The 19275-nt window shown below is 37.1% G+C and carries 12 protein-coding genes; 6 read left to right on the forward strand and 6 right to left on the reverse strand.

Annotated features, from left to right (window positions below):
• Positions 1 to 12 precede the first annotated feature (12 nt).
• On the reverse strand, positions 13 to 1440 hold the full coding sequence (gene ccoN, locus HWV02_RS11425) for a cytochrome-c oxidase, cbb3-type subunit I (RefSeq protein WP_211679821.1): 1428 nt from the start codon (positions 1438 to 1440) through the stop codon (positions 13 to 15).
• A 445-nt stretch (positions 1441 to 1885) separates the two neighbouring features.
• A complete protein-coding gene (gene pgm, locus HWV02_RS11430) occupies positions 1886 to 3523 on the reverse strand; it encodes a phosphoglucomutase (alpha-D-glucose-1,6-bisphosphate-dependent) (protein WP_211679823.1) in 1638 nt (545 codons plus the stop codon).
• 231 nt (positions 3524 to 3754) lie between these two features.
• Between pgm and HWV02_RS11435 the strand changes: the two genes are divergently transcribed.
• On the forward strand, positions 3755 to 4036 hold the full coding sequence (locus HWV02_RS11435; RefSeq protein WP_211680170.1) for a peptidylprolyl isomerase: 282 nt from the start codon (positions 3755 to 3757) through the stop codon (positions 4034 to 4036).
• A 59-nt stretch (positions 4037 to 4095) separates the two neighbouring features.
• Here the strand turns inward: HWV02_RS11435 and HWV02_RS11440 are convergent, their stop codons facing one another.
• Both HWV02_RS11440 and HWV02_RS11445 read right to left on the reverse strand, forming a co-directional pair.
• The gene (locus tag HWV02_RS11440) at positions 4096 to 4767 is read right to left on the reverse strand and encodes a thioredoxin domain-containing protein (protein WP_211690512.1); all 672 of its coding nucleotides are present in this window, start codon (positions 4765 to 4767) and stop codon (positions 4096 to 4098) included.
• A gap of 243 nt (positions 4768 to 5010) precedes the next feature.
• Entirely contained in the window at positions 5011 to 6129 is a 1119-nt protein-coding gene (locus HWV02_RS11445; RefSeq protein WP_211679828.1) for a porin, read from the reverse strand.
• A 632-nt stretch (positions 6130 to 6761) separates the two neighbouring features.
• Here HWV02_RS11445 and HWV02_RS11450 point away from each other — a divergent pair.
• Both HWV02_RS11450 and HWV02_RS11455 read left to right on the forward strand, forming a co-directional pair.
• A complete protein-coding gene (locus HWV02_RS11450; protein WP_211687815.1) occupies positions 6762 to 9416 on the forward strand; it encodes a beta-N-acetylhexosaminidase in 2655 nt (884 codons plus the stop codon).
• A gap of 114 nt (positions 9417 to 9530) precedes the next feature.
• Complete coding sequence (locus HWV02_RS11455; RefSeq protein WP_255550289.1) at positions 9531 to 10079, forward strand: hypothetical protein; 549 nt, start codon at positions 9531 to 9533, stop codon at positions 10077 to 10079.
• A 34-nt stretch (positions 10080 to 10113) separates the two neighbouring features.
• Here HWV02_RS11455 and HWV02_RS11460 read toward each other — a convergent pair whose 3' ends face one another.
• Both HWV02_RS11460 and HWV02_RS11465 read right to left on the reverse strand, forming a co-directional pair.
• The gene (locus tag HWV02_RS11460; RefSeq protein ID WP_211679833.1) at positions 10114 to 10293 is read right to left on the reverse strand and encodes a hypothetical protein; all 180 of its coding nucleotides are present in this window, start codon (positions 10291 to 10293) and stop codon (positions 10114 to 10116) included.
• Between the two features lie 118 nt (positions 10294 to 10411).
• Positions 10412 to 12208 (reverse strand): ABC transporter transmembrane domain-containing protein, encoded by a 1797-nt coding sequence (locus HWV02_RS11465; RefSeq protein WP_211687817.1) that lies wholly within the window; start codon positions 12206 to 12208, stop codon positions 10412 to 10414.
• A gap of 166 nt (positions 12209 to 12374) precedes the next feature.
• On the opposite strand from HWV02_RS11465, the gene HWV02_RS11470 reads away from it, so the two are divergent.
• From HWV02_RS11470 to HWV02_RS11480, 3 genes are all read left to right on the forward strand, one after another.
• Entirely contained in the window at positions 12375 to 12830 is a 456-nt protein-coding gene (locus tag HWV02_RS11470; protein WP_211687819.1) for a TerB family tellurite resistance protein, read from the forward strand.
• Positions 12831 to 13167: 337 nt separating this feature from the next.
• Positions 13168 to 15003: a hypothetical protein gene (locus HWV02_RS11475; RefSeq protein WP_211687820.1), complete on the forward strand. Its 1836-nt coding sequence runs from the start codon at positions 13168 to 13170 to the stop codon at positions 15001 to 15003.
• Between the two features lie 43 nt (positions 15004 to 15046).
• Positions 15047 to 19129, forward strand: a complete 4083-nt coding sequence (locus HWV02_RS11480) for a hypothetical protein (RefSeq protein ID WP_211687822.1) — start codon at positions 15047 to 15049, stop codon at positions 19127 to 19129.
• The last annotated feature ends 146 nt before the right edge of the window (positions 19130 to 19275 follow it).

Raw genomic sequence — 19275 nt, forward strand, 5'->3', positions numbered from 1 at the left:
ATATCTCCTAAGTTATGCAGCTTCAGCATCAGCTTTGATTGAATGATCTGCGGCAGAGATTGTCTTAAAGACATTATATGCCATAAGAAGCATACCTGTTACAAAGAACACACCACCAATGAAGCGCACAAAGTAGAATGGGTATGAAGCTTGCAGTGATTCAACGAAGCTATACGTTAAAGTACCGTCAGCATTTACCGCTCTCCACATTAGCCCTTGCATAACGCCTGAGATCCACATTGCAACAATGTAAAGAACTGTACCGACAGTTGCCAACCAGAAGTGAACATTGATAAGCTTAACGCTATACATACGACCTTGGTTAAATAACACAGGGATTAAATGGTAGATAGCACCAATAGAGACCATTGCAACCCAACCGAGTGCACCAGAGTGTACGTGACCAATAGTCCAGTCAGTGTAATGCGATAATGCGTTTACACTCTTAATTGCCATCATAGGGCCTTCGAACGTAGACATACCGTAGAAAGATAAAGATACAATAAGGAAACGCAGGATAGGGTCATAACGTAGTTTATGCCATGCACCTGACAGCGTCATGATACCATTAATCATACCACCCCAAGATGGCGCAAATAGGATTAACGACATGACCATACCAACTGATTGAGTCCAATCAGGTAACGCTGTGTAATGAAGGTGGTGAGGACCAGCCCAGATGTACAGCGATATTAATGCCCAGAAGTGAACAATAGATAAACGATATGAGTAAACAGGACGATTCGCTTGTTTAGGAACAAAGTAATACATCATGCCTAGGAAACCTGCCGTTAGAAGGAAACCTACTGCATTATGGCCGTACCACCACTGAACCATTGCATCAATAGCTCCACCGTAGATAGAATAGGATTTCATCATATTCAGTGGGATTGCAGCATTATTCACTATATGTAGAATAGCAACAGTTAGAATGAATGCGCCAAAGAACCAGTTCGCAACATAAATATGTGACGTACGTCGTTTAACAATTGTGCCAAAGAATACAATTGCGTAGATAACCCAAACAATTGCAATTAAAATACTAATTGGCCATTCAAGTTCTGCGTATTCTTTTGAGGTGTTATAACCCTGTGGTAATGATATAACGGCGGAGATAATAACAAGTTGCCAACCCCAAAATACAACTGCTGGTAAAACACCGCCAAATAAGCGAGTTTGACAGGTACGTTGAACAACATAAAAAGATGTTGCCATTAGGGCCGAAGTACCAAATGCAAAGATTACTGCATTGGTATGTAGGGGACGAAGACGGCTATAAGTTAACCAAGGTGTATCGAAATTTAGTGCAGGCCAAATTAACTGTGCTGCAATTAGCACACCAATTGACATACCAACAATACCCCAGATAACAGCCATCACAGTAAACTGTCGTACAACTTTATAGTTATAGTCAGTTTTTATAGGTGAATGAGAGCTCATATTTTGCTTCCGGTGCTACGAATAATTAAACATCTTACGATGCGTGAATACCCAAAAAAGTACGTGTAAATATAGGTTTTATAAATTGACTATCGTACTCAGATGGGGATATTACGCGATTTTACGTAACATTAACAGCGGAATTTGTTTGTTATTTTGTTAAAAAGACACTATAAATAGGTGTATTTGACTTGATTGATTTAGATCAATCAATTTGTATTTAAAAATAGATTTTTCAATGTTGAATTGATAATAATCAAGCAAAAATAGTGCTAAGAACATAACAGGGTGTAAAATGATTCGTGTTCTTTTTGGGCCTAGTGCAACATAAGGTTATTAGCTTGTTAATAAAAAAGGTTGCTTAGCTCTGCTGTAGTAAGAGAGTTAGACAACCTTTTGGCTCGTACTAGATTTAAGTATGAGATTAAACGTGTTAATTAATCGCTTAAGCTTTTAATGCTGCTGATACAATTTCTTGTGCTTCGCTTAAAATTAACGCTAAATGCGCTTCATCTTTAAAGCTTTCTGCATAAATTTTGTAAATAGCTTCTGTGCCTGATGGGCGCGCAGCAAACCAACCATTTTCAGTCGTTACTTTTAAACCACCAATTTTACCATTGTTGCCTGGCGCGTTTGTTAATTTAGCCGTGATAGTTTCACCGGCCAATGTTTTAGCCTGAACCGACTCTGGTGATAAATTCGAAAGAATCGCTTTTTCTTCAAATGAAGCTGGCGCATCGATGCGGTTATAAACGGGAGAGCCAAACTCTTCAGTCAGTGCTGCATAAAGTTGTGCAGGATCTTTACCTGTTACCGCAAGAATCTCTGCAGAAAGTAATGCTAGAATGATGCCGTCTTTATCCGTAGTCCAAACGGTACCGTCTTTACGTAAGAATGATGCACCCGCACTTTCTTCGCCGCCAAAGGCAAAATCGGCAGTATGTAAACCGTCAACAAACCACTTAAAACCAACAGGGACTTCACATAATGGGCGTTCAATCTTAGTTGCGACACGATCAATCATAGAACTTGATACAAGTGTTTTACCTATTTTCGCATTCACTGGCCAATCTTTGCGATGACTAAATAAGTATTGAATTGCGACTGCAAGGTAATGGTTCGGATTCATCAAGCCACTTTTCGTCACAATACCATGGCGGTCATAATCGGGATCATTGCCAATGGCAATATCAAAATCGTCTTTTAAGTTGATCAAACTTGCCATTGCATAGGGTGATGAACAGTCCATGCGGATCTTGCCATCTTTATCTAGGCACATAAATGAAAAACTTGGATCTACGCGGTCGTTTACTACTTCAATATCTAAATTATATTTCGCAGCAATCACTTCCCAGTATGCAAAACCAGAACCGCCTAACGTATCGACACCGATTTTAATGCCTGCATCTGAAATTGCTTTAAGGTTGAGCACATTTTCTAAATCTGCAACATAGCCTGCTACATAATCAATTTCTTGATAATGAGCAGACTCAATAGCAATAGCAAAGCTAATACGTTTAACAGCAGTTAAGCCTTCTGCAATAATATCGTTGGCACGGTTTTCAATTATTTTCGTTACATCACCATCAGCCGGGCCACCATGTGGCGGATTATATTTAATGCCGCCATCTTGTGGTGGGTTGTGTGATGGCGTGATAACAATACCGTCAGCTTGAATTGTGTTGTTATTGTTATGCGTTAAAATTGCATGTGAGATAACCGGCGTCGGTGTAAAACCATCATCCGCTTGAATGCGTACATCAACACCATTTGCAACTAATACTTCGATAACTGAAATATTTGCTGGTTCAGATAATGCGTGTGTATCTTTACCGATAAATAAAGGGCCTGTAATGCCTTGTTCATGGCGATATTCGGCAATCGCTTGAGAAATAGCAAGGATATGGTCTTCATTAAAAGAAGACGCAAAAGCGTTACCACGATGACCAGATGTGCCAAATGCAACACGCTCAGCAATTTTACTCACATCAGGTTTGTTGATGTAATAATGAGAGACAAGTGCAGGGATATTACAAAGATCAGAATTTAATGCCTTTTGTCCGGCTCTTGGGTGAACTGCCATGTGCAATTATTTCCTTAATATATGAAAGCGATTATTTGTTACCATTATACCTCTTATAAGTTAATAGTGGCACACTGTTTCTTTTGAAATGACTAAAAACTGGTCTTAGCTGTTGTTTCTGCGCTTTCTATAACCAGTGACTAGCAGCTGTGAATTAAGACTATAGGCATTGGTGTATCGATTGTGTTAAAATGTGCAATTGTAAATTATTTATTTAGAGTTAATTTAGTTATGGCGCGTACAGCTGCAGCATTACATATCTTAGTAAAGCACCAAGATAAAGCATATGACATTTTAGAACAGCTAGAAAAAGGTGGCAACTTCCAAAAGCTAGCTAAGTCACATTCTCTTTGCCCATCAGGTAAGAAGGATGGTGGTAACTTAGGTGAGTTCAGAAAAGGTGCGATGGTTCCCGCCTTCGATAAGGTTTGTTTCAATGCCGAAATTCTTACTCCACATCTTGTGAAGACCAAGCATGGTTGGCACATCGTTAAGATATTGTATAGAACGTAATTAGCTTCTAATAAAAAGCCCTCAATCAATTTGAGGGCTTTTTTATACTTCGTTATAAATTAATTGTCTGGATATGCTTTTTTTACTTCACTTGCGATAAGCGCTTTTAATGGTGCGTCGCCGAAAGTTGTCAGTTTCACACCGTTAACATAGAAGGTCGGTGTCTTTAATACTTTTAGCGTTTTAGCATCTAGTGTATCTTGAGCTAATTTGTCAGTAATAACTGTTTTCGTCATATCAATTTTAAGCTTTTCAATATCAATACCAGCGTCTTGCAGATATGGATATAACAACTCTACATTGGCAGTATGATTGATTGCCCAACGACTTTGATTATATAGCGTCGTACTCAGTGCATCCCAGTATTTACCTTGTATTTTGGTTGCCTCTAATGCGGTAACAACAGGACCTACGTTTTTATGGAATGCCACTGGTCGAACAATTAAGTTTACTTTGCCTTTATATTTCTTTATTTGGCTTTTAACGAGAGGGTAAAAGGCTCGACAAGACTCACATGCGGGGTCAAAGAATTCAACAATAGTCACTTTGGCATTTTGATTACCAAAAATAAGTGCATTTTCACTATAGAGATATTGATCTATATTTTTAGTTGTCTCTTGAGTCATAAATGTAAAGGCACTGATTACAACAGCTATACATAATATAGCCATTGATATTATTTTATTTTTCTTTTTTATTTCTAAACTTTTTGTTGTCACTAATTTTTTCATGAATAAACCTAAATAGAAAATGAAATACACTGCGTATTCTAGATTTAAAAATCAATAACGTCTTGATCAAACGCTAATTTACGGATAAAAAGTACAGGTAATTACTCTATCGGTTCATGAAATCAACACCAAGCTAAGTAATGCGTAACATCTGCATGTAGAATTAAAAAAACCAGCTACAAATTTAACATCTGCAGCTGGTTTCCTGTTATCTATTTTCTTTACTATATAAAGGTATTAACTTTAGAAACCGTATTCAAGACCTACACGAGCAAATGTTTCTTGGCTATCAGAAGTTTTTGCACCCCAGCCAAGTTTGTCTGTCATACCAACTCGCACATAAGGAACAAAACCGTTCACAACACCCATCACTTGTAGTGATGTTACAGAAGAGCCTTTTCTTTCGTTTGAGTTGTCTTCTGAATCTACGTCTTCCGTTGCCGCGTAACCTAATTTAATACCCAGTGGGCCATTCCAATATTGCGCAACAACAGAATATGAACCTTGTGAGTCAACTTTTTTAGTCGCTATATTCTCAGCTTGGCCGTATTTATACGCGGCAGCAATGCTGATGCCAGTATCTAAAATTGGTGCTTCAAAACCAACGAGATAGGTAAAAGTGTCCGTTATAACTGCGTCTATTGGATCTACAGCAGCAACAGGTACAATCACACCATTCGCATCAATTTTATGTCCTGCTGCGACACCATCTACAGCTGCTTTTGATTGTCTACTATTAGCATACTCAAACGTTGCATGTAATGTGACCGTATCAAATGCTTTATACTTAGCTGCGCCACCGAACCAATGGCCATTTTCATCACTGCCAGCACGACCCGTTGCAACATTAACATTCAGATTTCCCATCGCAGGGGCAAAATAACGAATAGACTCCGTACGATCGTACATGTAAGCAATATCTCCTGTTGCGGCAGGGTCAAATACGCGGCCTAAGCCAGGGTTAGTAAAAGGCCAGTCCACAACTTCGTACATAGGCGTTAACTGTCGGCCAACAGTTACTTTACCGTAATCACCTTCAACACCCACGAATGTATCGCGGAAACCTAAACCGCCACCAGACCAGTCATCTACATCTGTATATCCTGATTCAACTTGAAATATGACATTTATCTCATCTGTCATTTGCTTACTACCGCGAAAACCTACACGTGTTTCGTTATCAATACTGTAATCTGCAAGATTCGTATCATCACCCGTGTGGCCATAAGTAGATACTGCTACGACACCGTAGATTTCTACATTGCCTGTATTTTCGGTGCCTAATACATATGCACTCGCACCAGTTGAAAACAAAACAGTTGATACCGCTAGGGATACTGCCGATAGACTTAACTTGTTCATTCTAAATTCCTTTTAGTAGATGTAAATGCTGTTTGTTATTTGTCGTAAAATAATAATGAACTTTATAACTTGTTGATTTTGAGTCTACTCAATTAAATTTGCGTTACAAATTAAGTTATTTTCATACGTGATAAAAATCACAATATAATTAATATAAAGTTATAAATAATGATTAAGATCTCATTAATAACCATAGCCTCCCGTTAATTCACTGTAATAATTTACATAGGAAACTATGTGGTCTGGATTTATTTATGAAATGAACTTTCATTACGCCTCTAACAACAAAGACTGAAATGATAATGGTTTGCCCGTAGATTGCTGATTTATAGTAATATTAATATCTTCTCATTAAGAGTGGGGCTGCGATAACTATGTTAATTATGATTATGCTTCATTTAATCAGAGGTGGTTTTTAGTTTGTTATTTCTCATTCTGTGATTATTTAATTTATTCCTCACGCTTAGTTATTCATTAATAATGACTTTAATCACGTAACATCCATAAAATTCATTATAAAAGTGATTTTTGTCACATCGAGTAGAAATCCGGCTGGTAAATACAGTTAATTATTTTATAGTCCAAATTAAGTTTAAGGTTCAAACTGATTTCATGCAAAGGAAGGGGTGGATATGAAAAAAACAGCAATAGCACTTGGATTAAGCGTTGCACTGGCAGGTTGTACTACAACTTTGGAAACGTTATCGACACAAATGGTGGTTGATGCAATATCTTCATCTGTACAAGTTACTTATCAGGTAAATAAAAAGCTTGAAGGTGGCTCGGCTTCAATATGTAAAGCACTTGGCGCTGAATGGGCTGCATGTCAAGATACGACCATTGAACTAACCAATAACGGCGATGCAATTAATTCCAGTGAGTGGGAAATATACTTTCACAGTATTCGTCGTATCTTAGATGTGAAATCACCTGAATTTATGATTGAACATATTAGTGGTGATTTACATAAAATCACACCGACTTCTGAATTTAAAGGATTTGAAGCTAACTCAACAGTAGAGATAAACTTCATTGCAGAATATTGGTCTTTATTTGAAACCGATGTGATCCCACGTTATTACGTCACCGCCGAAAATGCAGAACCAAAAGTCATCGCAAGTACTGACACCGAAGATATGTCAAAGATCATCACCCCCTTAACGGGCGAAAACTTAAAGCGTCATGCTGGTGATAACAATGTAGTAATGAATGCAAGTACGCGGTTTGATAAAAACAAAGCGACTGCACAACTGTCAGTATCTACAATTGCAAACAAGATTTTACCAACCCCTGTTTGGCAAGATATCGCGATCACAGGAAGCGCAGACCTTAGTAAAGGCATTAACATTAATGCTCCAGCCATGAATACTGCGTCACTTGCTGCTGTTACAAGCCGATTTGATGATTTCGGTGTGAATGTTTCAGGTAAATACCCAGTAAACGTGACTATTGCACCTCTACAATTAGATACTGCTTATGCTAAATCAGGTGGCTACAGCCTTGATATTTCAGATAGCAGCGCCGAGATTATTGCGTTTGATAATGCTGGTGCACTCTACGCTTTACAATCTATCGCGTCCTTAATTCCATCCGATTTTTCGTCTAATAAAACCATTTCACAAGTAAGCGTTAAAGATGCGCCAAACTTTGAGTACCGTGGAATGGAAGTTGATATTGCACGTAATTTCCACAGTAAAGCATCGCTTTTACGTTTACTCGATCAAATGAGTGCGTATAAACTGAATAAATTCCATATTCACCTGTCTGATGACGAAGGCTGGCGATTAGCTATCCCTGGATTACCAGAATTAACAGATATTGGTTCACAGCGTTGCCACGATTTAGACGAAAACAACTGTTTATTACCTCAACTAGGGTCTGGTCCTACATCAGATAATCCCGGTTCAGGGTTTTTATCTAAAGACGATTACATCGAATTAGTCCAATATGCTGATGCGCGTAATATTGAAGTTATTCCTGAGATTGATATGCCTGCGCACGCGCGTGCTGGTGTGGTTTCAATGGAAGCTCGTTACAACAAATACAAAGATTCCGATATTACAAAAGCAAATGAATACCGCTTAGCAGATCCTGATGATGAATCCGTTTATACAACCATTCAATTCTACAATGACGGTATTTTAAATCCTTGTATGGATTCAACTTATAAGTTCATTCGTAAAGTTATTTCTGAAGTTCAGTTAATGCACCTAGAAGCCGGCCAGCCATTAAAAACATGGCACATGGGCGGTGATGAAGCTAAAAATATTCATTTAGGTAATGGTTATGAGCAGACGGGCGGGTCAACAGCTTGGAAAGGTGATAAAGACTTAACGAAAGAATCAATGCCGTGGGCTAAATCACCACAATGTGTCGCGCAAATAGCCGCAGATGATAACTTAAAAACAGCGCATGATCTTGGCCCAATGTTTGTTAAAAAAGTAGCAAATATCATTTCTGCTGCAGGCATTGAAAAAACACAGCTCTGGCAAGATGGGCTTAAAGATGTTGATCCCAAAGATCTGCCATTAGTCGCCGTTGCTAACGTTTGGGAAACCTTATATTGGGGTGGTGCGAACACATCAAATCACATGGTAGAACAAGGATTTGAAGTTGTACAATCACATCCTGATTATTTGTATTTCGATTTCCCTCAGGAAGTGAACCCGAAAGAACGTGGTTATTATTGGGCAACACGTTACACAGACAGTAAAAAGGTATTTAAATTCTCACCGAACAACTTACCTCAGAATGCTGAAACATCTAAAGACCGTGATGGTAATAACTTTAACATAAAAGGTGACAGTGAAAACCGTGGTTACAATGGTATTTCAGGTCAACTTTGGAGTGAGGTGGTACGTACAGATGAACAGTTTGAGTACATGGTGTTCCCACGGATCTTACCATTAGCAGAACGTGCATGGCATAAAGCATCATGGGAACTTGATTATGTCAAAGATCGCGAATTCAAAGGTGGCGAGACAAAATTTGTCGACACGAACAAGCAGCAGAATGAGTGGATTCAGTTTGCGAACATCATTGGGCAACGCGAACTGGCTAAAATAGATTCAACCGGTATTCAATATCGTTTACCAGTACCTGGTGGGAAAATAGAGTCAGGTAAACTGGTTACTAACGTTGCATTCCCTGGTCTAGAGGTACAATACAGCACAGACTCAGGTTCATCATGGGTAACTTGGACTAAACCTGTTGCGCTTACATCAGCAGAACTAAGAACGGTATCTCCCGATGGTAAACGTTTCAGTCGTATCACAAGCGTAAAATAATTAACCATCGTTCTAATAGTAAATAAAGGTGATTGTATTCAATCACCTTTATCATGATGCAATGAATTAAAGCGTATTATTAGACGCGGCTTAAGGGAATAACAAGAGATAACAATGATGAAACTTAAATTTTTAGCGCCACTATTACTACCACTTACAATATCAGCCTGTACAAATACTTACCAAGATGCGAACGCAGAGCAATTTAAAGATATGGTCTCAATTAAACAAACTTGGGAAGGTAAAAGGTTAACTGGTCCAGTAATCACATTAGAGCCACAAGCAGGAACCAGCCAAGCATTATTCACCGCTGATGCCTATATGTATGGCAGAGAAAGTAAGAACGACAAACATCAAATAAATACGCGCGTTAACCTACTTGTTAAGCACACTGATTTTGGTTTTGAATATGGCTTTGTGTCTTTAAATGGACAGCAATCTGTCGCGATTAAACAAGAACGAGCAACATTTAGAACATGTGATGAGTTATGTGTTTACGACCAAATGTTCTCGTTTTCGTTACCAAAAGACCTAGGTAATAATGATCTGACCATTAGACTACAAGAAAAACGGGGGAGTAAGCACGGTCCACTTATCACGCTGCCTACAGAATACCTGAAAGGTTATCAATATGTGCAGGCCGAGATTAAAGCCAATAATTAGTACAAGGTTGTAAGCTTGTACTAATATGCCGTGATTATAATGAGTTGCCTTTGTGTGCTATACATATTTGAGCGAATGTTTGAATAACAGAACCGCTTTGTAATTTACATTGCATTTCCGGCCCTAATACTCCAGAGCCTTGTCCTTCGGTTGCACTCACTGAAAGTGTAACTGAAGGTATCACTATCACCATCAATAAAATTAATTGTTTCATAGTATTCCTACTGTTTTATTTAAGTAGATACATAGATGTATCATCCTCTACTATGTAATAGTAGACAGTAGGTAATTAACTTCAAGTTTGATAAATTAATTTATACTAAAAATTAAGACTATCCCAATCTATGCTTATACATAGACTTATCAAACTGCAGTTCACAAAGACGATTATATAAAGTCGATTCATGAATCAATTGAGTATGAGTTCCTTGTGCAACAATTTCCCCTTTATCCATAAGTAAAATAAGATCTGCATTCACTACCGTTGATAACCGATGGGCAATGATAAGTGTCGTTCTATTTTCCATTAATTTCTCAAGTGCTGCTTGTACATGATGTTCGCTTTCTGCATCGAGGGCACTGGTTGCTTCATCAAGTAACAATACCTCAGGGTCTTTTAAAATCGCACGGGCGAGGGCGATACGTTGTTTTTGACCACCGGACAAACGCACACCTTGCTCACCCAAAAAACTCTTATAACCTTCAGGAAGTTGTTCAATAAATTCATGCGCATGGGCTAATTGTGCAGCTTTTATCACATCATCATCTGAGGCTGTTGGGTCACCATATCGAATATTATGCCAAACATCAGAACTAAATAAGACCGGGTGTTGAGGTACCATTCCCATACGTTTTCGGACATCATTCAGTTCTAGTTCATTAAGGTTGATATTATGAAACAATACTTGACCAATTTGTGGATCATAAAATCGCTGTAACAGTTCAAACAGGGTCGTTTTACCTGCGCCTGATGGACCAACGAGTGCGACGACTTTACCTTTCGGGATTTTAAGGTTAATTGATTTTAAAGCTGCGGTATTTGGGCGTGATGGATAATAAAAATCCAAGTTTTTAAATTCAATAATATTGTCATGTTGTTTAGTTAGTTTTTTCGGTGTATCAGGTGATTGTATCTTGCTTGTGACTTCAAGTAATTCTAACAAGCGTGTGGCAGAGCCCGCTGCCCGTTGTAATTCTCCATATACTTCGGAAATTGTAGCGACCGACATTGCGACCATTACAGCATAGAAAACAAAAGCACCTAATTCACCACCCGTCATTTTACCTTCGAGTACATCCATACCGCCTACCCAAAGCATGATACTGATGGCTCCAAACGTAAGAAATATAACAATTGCGATTAATAGCGAACGTTGTTTAATTCTATTTTTTGCCACTGTAAATGCATTTTCTACTTCATTAGCAAACGACAATTGTTCTTTTTCTTCATGCGTATAGCTTTGTACGACTTTAATGTTTTGAATTATTTCACCGGCATATGTACCAATGTCTGCAATTGCATCTTGGCTACTTGCAGCCAATACTCTTACTTTTCTACCATAGATAAGTATTGGAATAAGGGTAAAAGGGACACAAGCAACAACCCATAAAGTCAGTCCTAAATTAGTGACTAATAACATAATCAAACCACCAAATAACATGAGCACACTCCGTAATGCCATTGAAAACGAAGAACCAATGATAGACTGAAGTAGTGTGGTGTCAGTTGTTAGTCTTGACATTATTTCACCACTTCGATTTTCTTCAAAGTAATTTGGGTGAAGCTTAATAATCTGATTAAAAACTGCTTTTCGTATGTCAGCACTCACTCGTTCACCTAACCATGACATTAAGTAAAATCGGCTAAATGTACCGACAGCAAGTAATGTGATGAGTACAACAAGCACAAATATGGCGTTTTTTAATTGTGTTTCTGACCCTTCAATAAAGCCATTATCAATCACAAACCTAACCCCTTGGCCTATTGATAAGTTAACCCCCGCGGTCAAAAAAAGAGCAAGTAGGGCGTATATTACCATCAGTTTATAAGGTTTAATGAAAGCAAATATAGGCAATAAACTCGTAAATGCCTGAGTCTTATTTATTTTCCCCGATAATCTTGCACTCATTAAATTTACCTTCGCTTTAGATTGATTGCTAATCAGAATAGCAGACTTGTATTAAGCTAATTAAGATTATAGCGATAAATAGATACCAACTTTTTACAATAATTGTTGTCTCACCCTAATACCCAAGATAACTATTTCATCATTATCAATAAGAGCGAAGCATTTTATGTTTAAAACATTACAAAATTTACTTAAACAATTCACTAATGAAACCGCTTCAATAGGCACTGCTAATACTAGAGAATTTGAATTATCAATGGCTGCATTGTTATGTGAAGTTGCCAGTGCTGACAGTGTCATAAGTGAAAAAGAAAAAAATGCAAAGTCACACCAACTTGCAGTGTTACTCGATATCAATATTGAAAGAGCTAATGAATTGTTAACTCTTGCTCAGGGAAATAGTGACGAATCGGTATCAATTTATGAGTTCACCTCTAAATTACGCAACATCGATTATGCACAGCGCTATATACTCACAGAGGCTATGTGGCATGTCGCTTATGCCGATGGCGCTCTTGACCCATATGAAGAAGCTTTGATCAGGCAAGTATCAGAACTTATCTACGTTACACATTCAGATTTCATCAAAGCAAAGTTAGCCGCTTATCCAGACCCGTTATAATAATTTACCTGCTGGTCATTTGTTATGTTATATATACCCAAGTGATAGCGCTAACATGATGTAGATCAATAAACCCTTTTAAAACAAGGTCTTACGTATCACGCCGTTTTTTATTTTTTGTTTTTTTTTTAATCGTTTTTAATATTATTAACTGTTTGATTTCTTTAATTCAATATTAATTGTCACTATTCCTCTGAAAACCAAAATTATCATATTAAGTATAAATTTTTAATATTTTCAACATTATTATTTCTGTTATTTCTGAGATAAGATAATTTTAATGTTAACAGTATTGGTGCTGTTAGCTTTTTAAGTGAATAAAAATAAGGAAATTTTTATGAGTTCAAAAGATACTAATTTATCTAATTATGGCTTTGATATGATGGTTGCAACAACGCAAAAAAGTATTAATGCAAATTTAAAGCGATATTTAAAAGGGTTAGATGCTGAAGCACAATATCTTTGTTTTGTGATGGATCCCGTCGAACAAAAACCATGTCTAAAACCTTTAGATGAGCTGATAAACGAATCAGGTGTTAATCCTTTTGATCTTCCTGATGACGTTGATTATAAGCATCCGGATGTACAAGCGCTTTACCAGCATATGTTTATGGCGGCAATTATGATGAAGCCAGGGTTACCAGATATGGCGCCGAGTGAGATACCTGACATGGTTGAAATTGCGGCGACTAATTCTTCGACGGTTCAATGTAATTTATTGTATTCTGAATTTAAAACAATTGACCTTAACCCTGGTGCTTATGGCATATCAGGTACAATCAGTATTATATCACAAGGTGTGGACGAATCATGGAGTTTGTGTACAAGCGTAAATCTAGCTGCAATGAAGGTTGGACCCGATCTAAATACAAAATACTTTAATAAGCGCCCTCAACAAAAAAAGGCAATTCTTGATAAAATAAGTCATTTTGGAGACGATACCTTTAGCCTAGAGCAATTATATCTTGATTTAACGAACGCAAAATACCAAAAAATAGAAGGTGCCAGAGGGCTAAGTATGGAAATGCTACTCTACATCCAACTATATGCTCAACCTCATTATGATAAGGTACTAAAGTTAAATGGAGAACCTGTTATATCTCTTAGCGTTACAGATGATACGCATAAGCCAAGTTTAAATATAACGGGTGTACAAAGAACAGGTTTAAAATATCTAGATGAAGACACACTTTTACCTGTTAATAATCCAAGTAAAACCCAAAAAGATCTCGCTACGTTCAACTATATGTGTGTAACAGGTAACCACCATTTACCGGCAGCTACGTCAATCGATTGGAATTGGATTTCAGAATCCGAAAGTGTACAAGATAATGGCGTTATCGCAATTAGTCGCAGTACTATTACCGAATTTTACAAAAATGCGATTATCCCTACAGCAAGAAATAGTATGCTCTTACCTTGGGTTAATGTGGAATGTGGCATTTTTAATCTTGGTGATGTTGTTTTTGATTGGAATTTTAGATCTGGTCAAAAAGCGACAGAAATTCTCACCCCGCTGTCAGGCAGCGATCTACTTATTATAAAATACCACGGGGAGGCATCAGATAGGATGACTGTACCTGTTGTTAATCCTTTATTGCCTTTTTTTAAAAATCATGGTGCATTATCGCTTTATTCAGATTATGAATGTCGATTATCAGTCAGTGGTAATACTGTCATCGTGACTCAAAATATGAAGTTTAACGTTACAATCGAGCATATGGCAGATTCCGCTTACGGAACCATCATTAATAGAACCATCACTGAAACGCATGATCTTTATGTTGATAGTGAAGGTCAGATTAAAGTAAAACATCAATCCACAACAAAAAATGAAGCTGATACAACTGAATTCGATATATCTTGGATACCTTACGGAAATGTAACCGATTTAATCAAGGATATTAAAAAAGAGGCTGAAGCATTAGTAGATACAAGGCTAACGACTATACCAACGACAACATTTGAAAGTTTTGTATTTCCAGGTGGTGATGTATTTAGTTATAAAGATGTAAAGTTCTCTGAGCATCAAGATTTAGTATCAAATATTAACTACAAGACAGTTTCTGCTGAACAAGAGTTTGAAGTTGAAAACACAACATCAGAAGAAAATTGTCATTGCAATTGTCATGGTCAACGCGGCAGTCGCAATATAGTCGCAACGGTAGACTAAATTAATGAACAATTAAATTAATAGACAAAGGATTTGTATTATTATGAAACTAAATAAGTTAAACGATTCTGTCAATGTTGATATGGAACTCGTAACCGCGATAAACGCTCAAAATAAGCCGTTGATATTAGAACAATATATTAAGCAATTTAATAAGCCTGTTAAAAATGTTTGTTTTTTAGTGGATAAAAACAGTAATAAACCTAAATCAATAACATTAGATAAATTAATCCAAAAAACAGGTATTAATCCATTCGAATTAGATGAAAATATTGATGTTAATGGACCTGAACTTGAAGCCTTATATCAAGCCGGCTTTATGATGGGAATAAAGGTAACTATTGACACACCTGAGAATATTTCATTAGAAGATTTTCAATCATTATATAATAAAAACCTCCTTATCTATTCTGATTATACACTGGTTAAACTGGTTCCGAAGCACCTGTATTCTAAATCACATCGATGGATTTACTATGCTAATGCAGTTAAAGAAAATAAGCCTAATTCTGGCAGCATGACATGTATACCTCATTCGTCGCAAGAAAGTGTAGAAATAGAATCATCTTCAGAAGTAATGGTTAACTATCTACATGCCGAAATAATATCACCACAAGAAAAGTTTCAAGCATTGCAAACAAGTACAGGTCAATCACTGTTATTTTCTATTGGTACTGGTGGGGGGTTAAATTTAATCAAAGAAGATAGTGGGAAATCAGTATCTGGTTGGACTAAAACAGATTTAAGTAGTGTCATAATAGAAAGAGACTTTTCGCATGATAACACTGCTGTGTGTGATACTTTTGCTGTAGGCCAAAGTGCGGCTAATGGTTCATTTGGTATTGCTATGGTCATCACAGCGCAAGATGGGGATCATTTATATCTATCGTTAAATAATTCAAATACAGAAACTTACTGGGCCAATGCGCCTGACTGGATTAAATACAAATATGATAATCCTAAAACAGATATTAAACCATCACGTTTAGATATCGTGGATATACTTTTCTGTGAAACGAGACGTGGTAGGGAATACATAGTTGTAGATATCGTCCGTGATCCGACTGATAAAGCTGAACTCGTTCGACGTTTCTATATTGATGTTGACACTAAAACAAATTATTACTGGAAACTCCATAATTTAGCGGTTGATTTAGAAACAGATAAATATACAAGCTGTTGGGGTCACAGAGACAAAGATTCCGTTGATGGTTTATATACAATTGGACATATAGTTGACAGTCCTCAATTTTTCTATACACCTGTGATTGATGTATACAGCCCTGAAGATACGGCGCCTTCAACACACTTTCGATTACCAAGCGAAGTGCAGCCTGATGCAATAGCATCAATAAAGAGACAAAAGGATGAAAATTCTCATTTATTTACAATAGGTAATGACACATTATATTATTTTTCACCTTCCAATCATGGTAAAGACGCGACAGGTAAATTCGCGATTAAATACCCAATTATGTCTGATACACGTAAACTTATCGCGATGAGTGACAGTGAAAATAAAAGGATAACGCTATGGGGGTTAAATGGTAGCAAACAAGTTTATTACACCTCTTGTGATTTTTCAAAACTTGATAACCCTGCGGCCTGGAGCCTACCTGTTCCTATTTTATTCGGTATTAAGAAAATATCTGCATACATTAACTGTGTCGATGGCGGTAATACAATATTTGCGGCGGGTAATGGTCACATACAAAAAATAACACGTTCACCTCATTCGTCATTATGGCAAACGGCCGATATAACACTGCCAGTGCAAAAGGGCGCTAAAGCAATATCATTTGACTCATATACCACAACGATAAAATTATCTACCAAGCAAGGTCAACCTTGTAATAAAAAAGAATTATCTTTGAGTGCAAGTGCACCATGCAGTGTTTACATTAATGGACTGTACTATGTTTTTAACGATCGTAAAATAAGATTAACAACTGATGAGCTGGGTATTGTTACCATTGTAGAGCCTATAAAAGGCTTGCTCAATGCAACAACGTTCACGGTAGAGACAAATGAGTCATCACTCTCTATTATCAACCCGATGGATCAGGCGTTTAGTAAACTTGCAGCCCTTAATACGGTAGATAAGTTAAGAAGTGCAACAATTAAGCAGGAAGACGGTACAATAAGTCCGCTTATCAAAGAGGATGTTTCTTATGACAGTTTAAAATTAGCCGCTGCAAGCGTAGAGGCTATTACGACCTGTTATCAAGATGTATCGAACAAAACGGCCGCCCAATTACAATCACGTTCTTATCAGAGCAGCACTGCGAGTCCATTTAATGCCGTAGAATATACTAATCAATTAGCTAGCACGAATAATATTAATATTTTTGGTGTATCGATTGGTGATATATTTAACTGGTTAAAATCAGGTGTAGAAGCCGTCATCCAATTGGTTCGAAATGCTGCACATGATATTTGGTATTTCGCCGTAACCATTGGTGATAAAATATATCATGCTGTTATTGATACTGTTGAAGCCGTATTTGAAGCATTCGAGTGGGTGTTTGATGCAATTAAAGTTTTTGTAGAAGACGTTATTGCTTTTGTTAAGTTTCTTTTTGAATGGGATGACATTAAACGTACTAAAGACGTGATACATAATTTGTCTCGATGTTTTCTAGACTATCAAGTCCAAAATATTGGTACAATGAAGCAACAATTCAATAAAGAAATAGATAAGGTTAAAGAGCAGATTGATGAATGGTCTCAGTACGATAGTTGGTCGAATAATCTAGGACCAATCGCTGCTTATCCTACAGATTATAAAGCAGAAGATCCTCTCAAACAGCATACAGCGGCTTCACTGCATTTATTACATCATTTTAACAATAATATTGATAATATCGATATTGTGTCTGTACCACAAACGGCCAACTTTTGTTCTAATTCACTCGAGAAATTAATTAAGGAATTACATAATGAACTTAAAAATAGTGCAGATGATTTCAATGAAGTAATAACAAACTTATGGGCGTTAATCAAAGATATACATTCATTAAGTCTTAGTGACATCCTTAAACGTTTAATTGGTATCCTAGCAAATAGTGTATTAAGCGCGGCGAGTTTGGTTGTCAGTGTGTTATTTGACATTATGGCTTTCTGTATGGGTTCTATCACTGACATGCTGGAAACAAAGTTCCATATTCCTGTTATTTCAGATATTTTAAACCTAGGCTCATTTTCTATCTTAGATATATTAAGCTGGATTTCTGCTGTTGCTTATACTGTCACCTATAAAATAACACATAATAAAGCCCCATTTGTCGATTCAGAGGAAACAAACTTCCTGATTCACGCTGAAAATCTAGAGATCCTACAGCAAGGATTTAATAGAGAAGCAAGTATATGTTCTATTTGTGATAAACCGACAGCCATTATTAACATTTCAGATGAGACCAAAAAAGGTGTATTTGTTGCTGGTCGTGCTATTGCTGGTTTTACTAATTATATCTCTGTGTTTATTAGCGCATTAGAAGCAAATAATGCAACAGGAAATAAATTTGGTAAATACTCAGCTGGCTTGGCTATATTTAATGGTGCTGTTACAGGGGTGACCAATCAATTAGTGCCTAAGCATCCAATTAAAAATTCAGCAGTCAAGTGGGTGAGTAATTTAACGCTTATTCTTCGGATGTTATCTAAGGGGGCCTTTAATAGTGCTATTCAAGATAAATTTGGTGCACCAGATAATTTAGGTATTAAAATCCTAAAACCAGGTGATCCTCGTGCAGCTGGTTCGATTGTTGATGCCATACTTGTTATACCGGCTCTTGCTTGTACTGCATGGCATTTTTATGAATTATCTCAACTAGATGAAAGTATAGATAAAACACTTGCTGTTATTGATGAAGCCTGTAACCTTGAAACTTACGTGGCACGTGTATGTTATGCGCTTGCCGTTAATGATCCAGAAACAGAAACGAAAGAATTGGCCGTTATTGTTATGGCTATTGCCGCAGCAGTAGCTAGTGGTTTACAAGTGTCTGAAAGTATTATTGCAGACCAATCTAATCATTATGCGGAGTCATTATCTGTGATTAAAACAGTTATTAACCCAGGTACAAATCGCCTGAGTGAATTCAAACGATTAAGTGCGGTTAGTTAGCATTTCTTTACGGTATGAAGCCAAGGCCTGCTCACATGAGCGGGCTTTTTTATGCCAAATTTATTGATCACTTATAATGCCTTTGGTATTACTCATCTTCTATAATTTCGGACGAGGAGGGCCATTTACTATATATAGAATAACGT

The organism is Moritella sp. 28 (genome assembly GCF_018219435.1).
Lineage (GTDB): Bacteria > Pseudomonadota > Gammaproteobacteria > Enterobacterales > Moritellaceae > Moritella.

What these genes read in the sequence shown, in the direction of transcription:
- ccoN (WP_211679821.1), bottom strand. Translation starts at nt 1,440, where the DNA reads ATGAGCTCTCATTCACCTATAAAAACTGACTATAACTATAAAGTTGTA.
- pgm (WP_211679823.1), bottom strand. Translation starts at nt 3,523, where the DNA reads ATGGCAGTTCACCCAAGAGCCGGACAAAAGGCATTAAATTCTGATCTT.
- HWV02_RS11435 (WP_211680170.1), top strand. Translation starts at nt 3,755, where the DNA reads ATGGCGCGTACAGCTGCAGCATTACATATCTTAGTAAAGCACCAAGAT.
- HWV02_RS11440 (WP_211690512.1), bottom strand. Translation starts at nt 4,767, where the DNA reads ATGAAAAAATTAGTGACAACAAAAAGTTTAGAAATAAAAAAGAAAAAT.
- HWV02_RS11445 (WP_211679828.1), bottom strand. Translation starts at nt 6,129, where the DNA reads ATGAACAAGTTAAGTCTATCGGCAGTATCCCTAGCGGTATCAACTGTT.
- HWV02_RS11450 (WP_211687815.1), top strand. Translation starts at nt 6,762, where the DNA reads ATGAAAAAAACAGCAATAGCACTTGGATTAAGCGTTGCACTGGCAGGT.
- HWV02_RS11455 (WP_255550289.1), top strand. Translation starts at nt 9,531, where the DNA reads ATGATGAAACTTAAATTTTTAGCGCCACTATTACTACCACTTACAATA.
- HWV02_RS11460 (WP_211679833.1), bottom strand. Translation starts at nt 10,293, where the DNA reads ATGAAACAATTAATTTTATTGATGGTGATAGTGATACCTTCAGTTACA.
- HWV02_RS11465 (WP_211687817.1), bottom strand. Translation starts at nt 12,208, where the DNA reads ATGAGTGCAAGATTATCGGGGAAAATAAATAAGACTCAGGCATTTACG.
- HWV02_RS11470 (WP_211687819.1), top strand. Translation starts at nt 12,375, where the DNA reads ATGTTTAAAACATTACAAAATTTACTTAAACAATTCACTAATGAAACC.
- HWV02_RS11475 (WP_211687820.1), top strand. Translation starts at nt 13,168, where the DNA reads ATGAGTTCAAAAGATACTAATTTATCTAATTATGGCTTTGATATGATG.
- HWV02_RS11480 (WP_211687822.1), top strand. Translation starts at nt 15,047, where the DNA reads ATGAAACTAAATAAGTTAAACGATTCTGTCAATGTTGATATGGAACTC.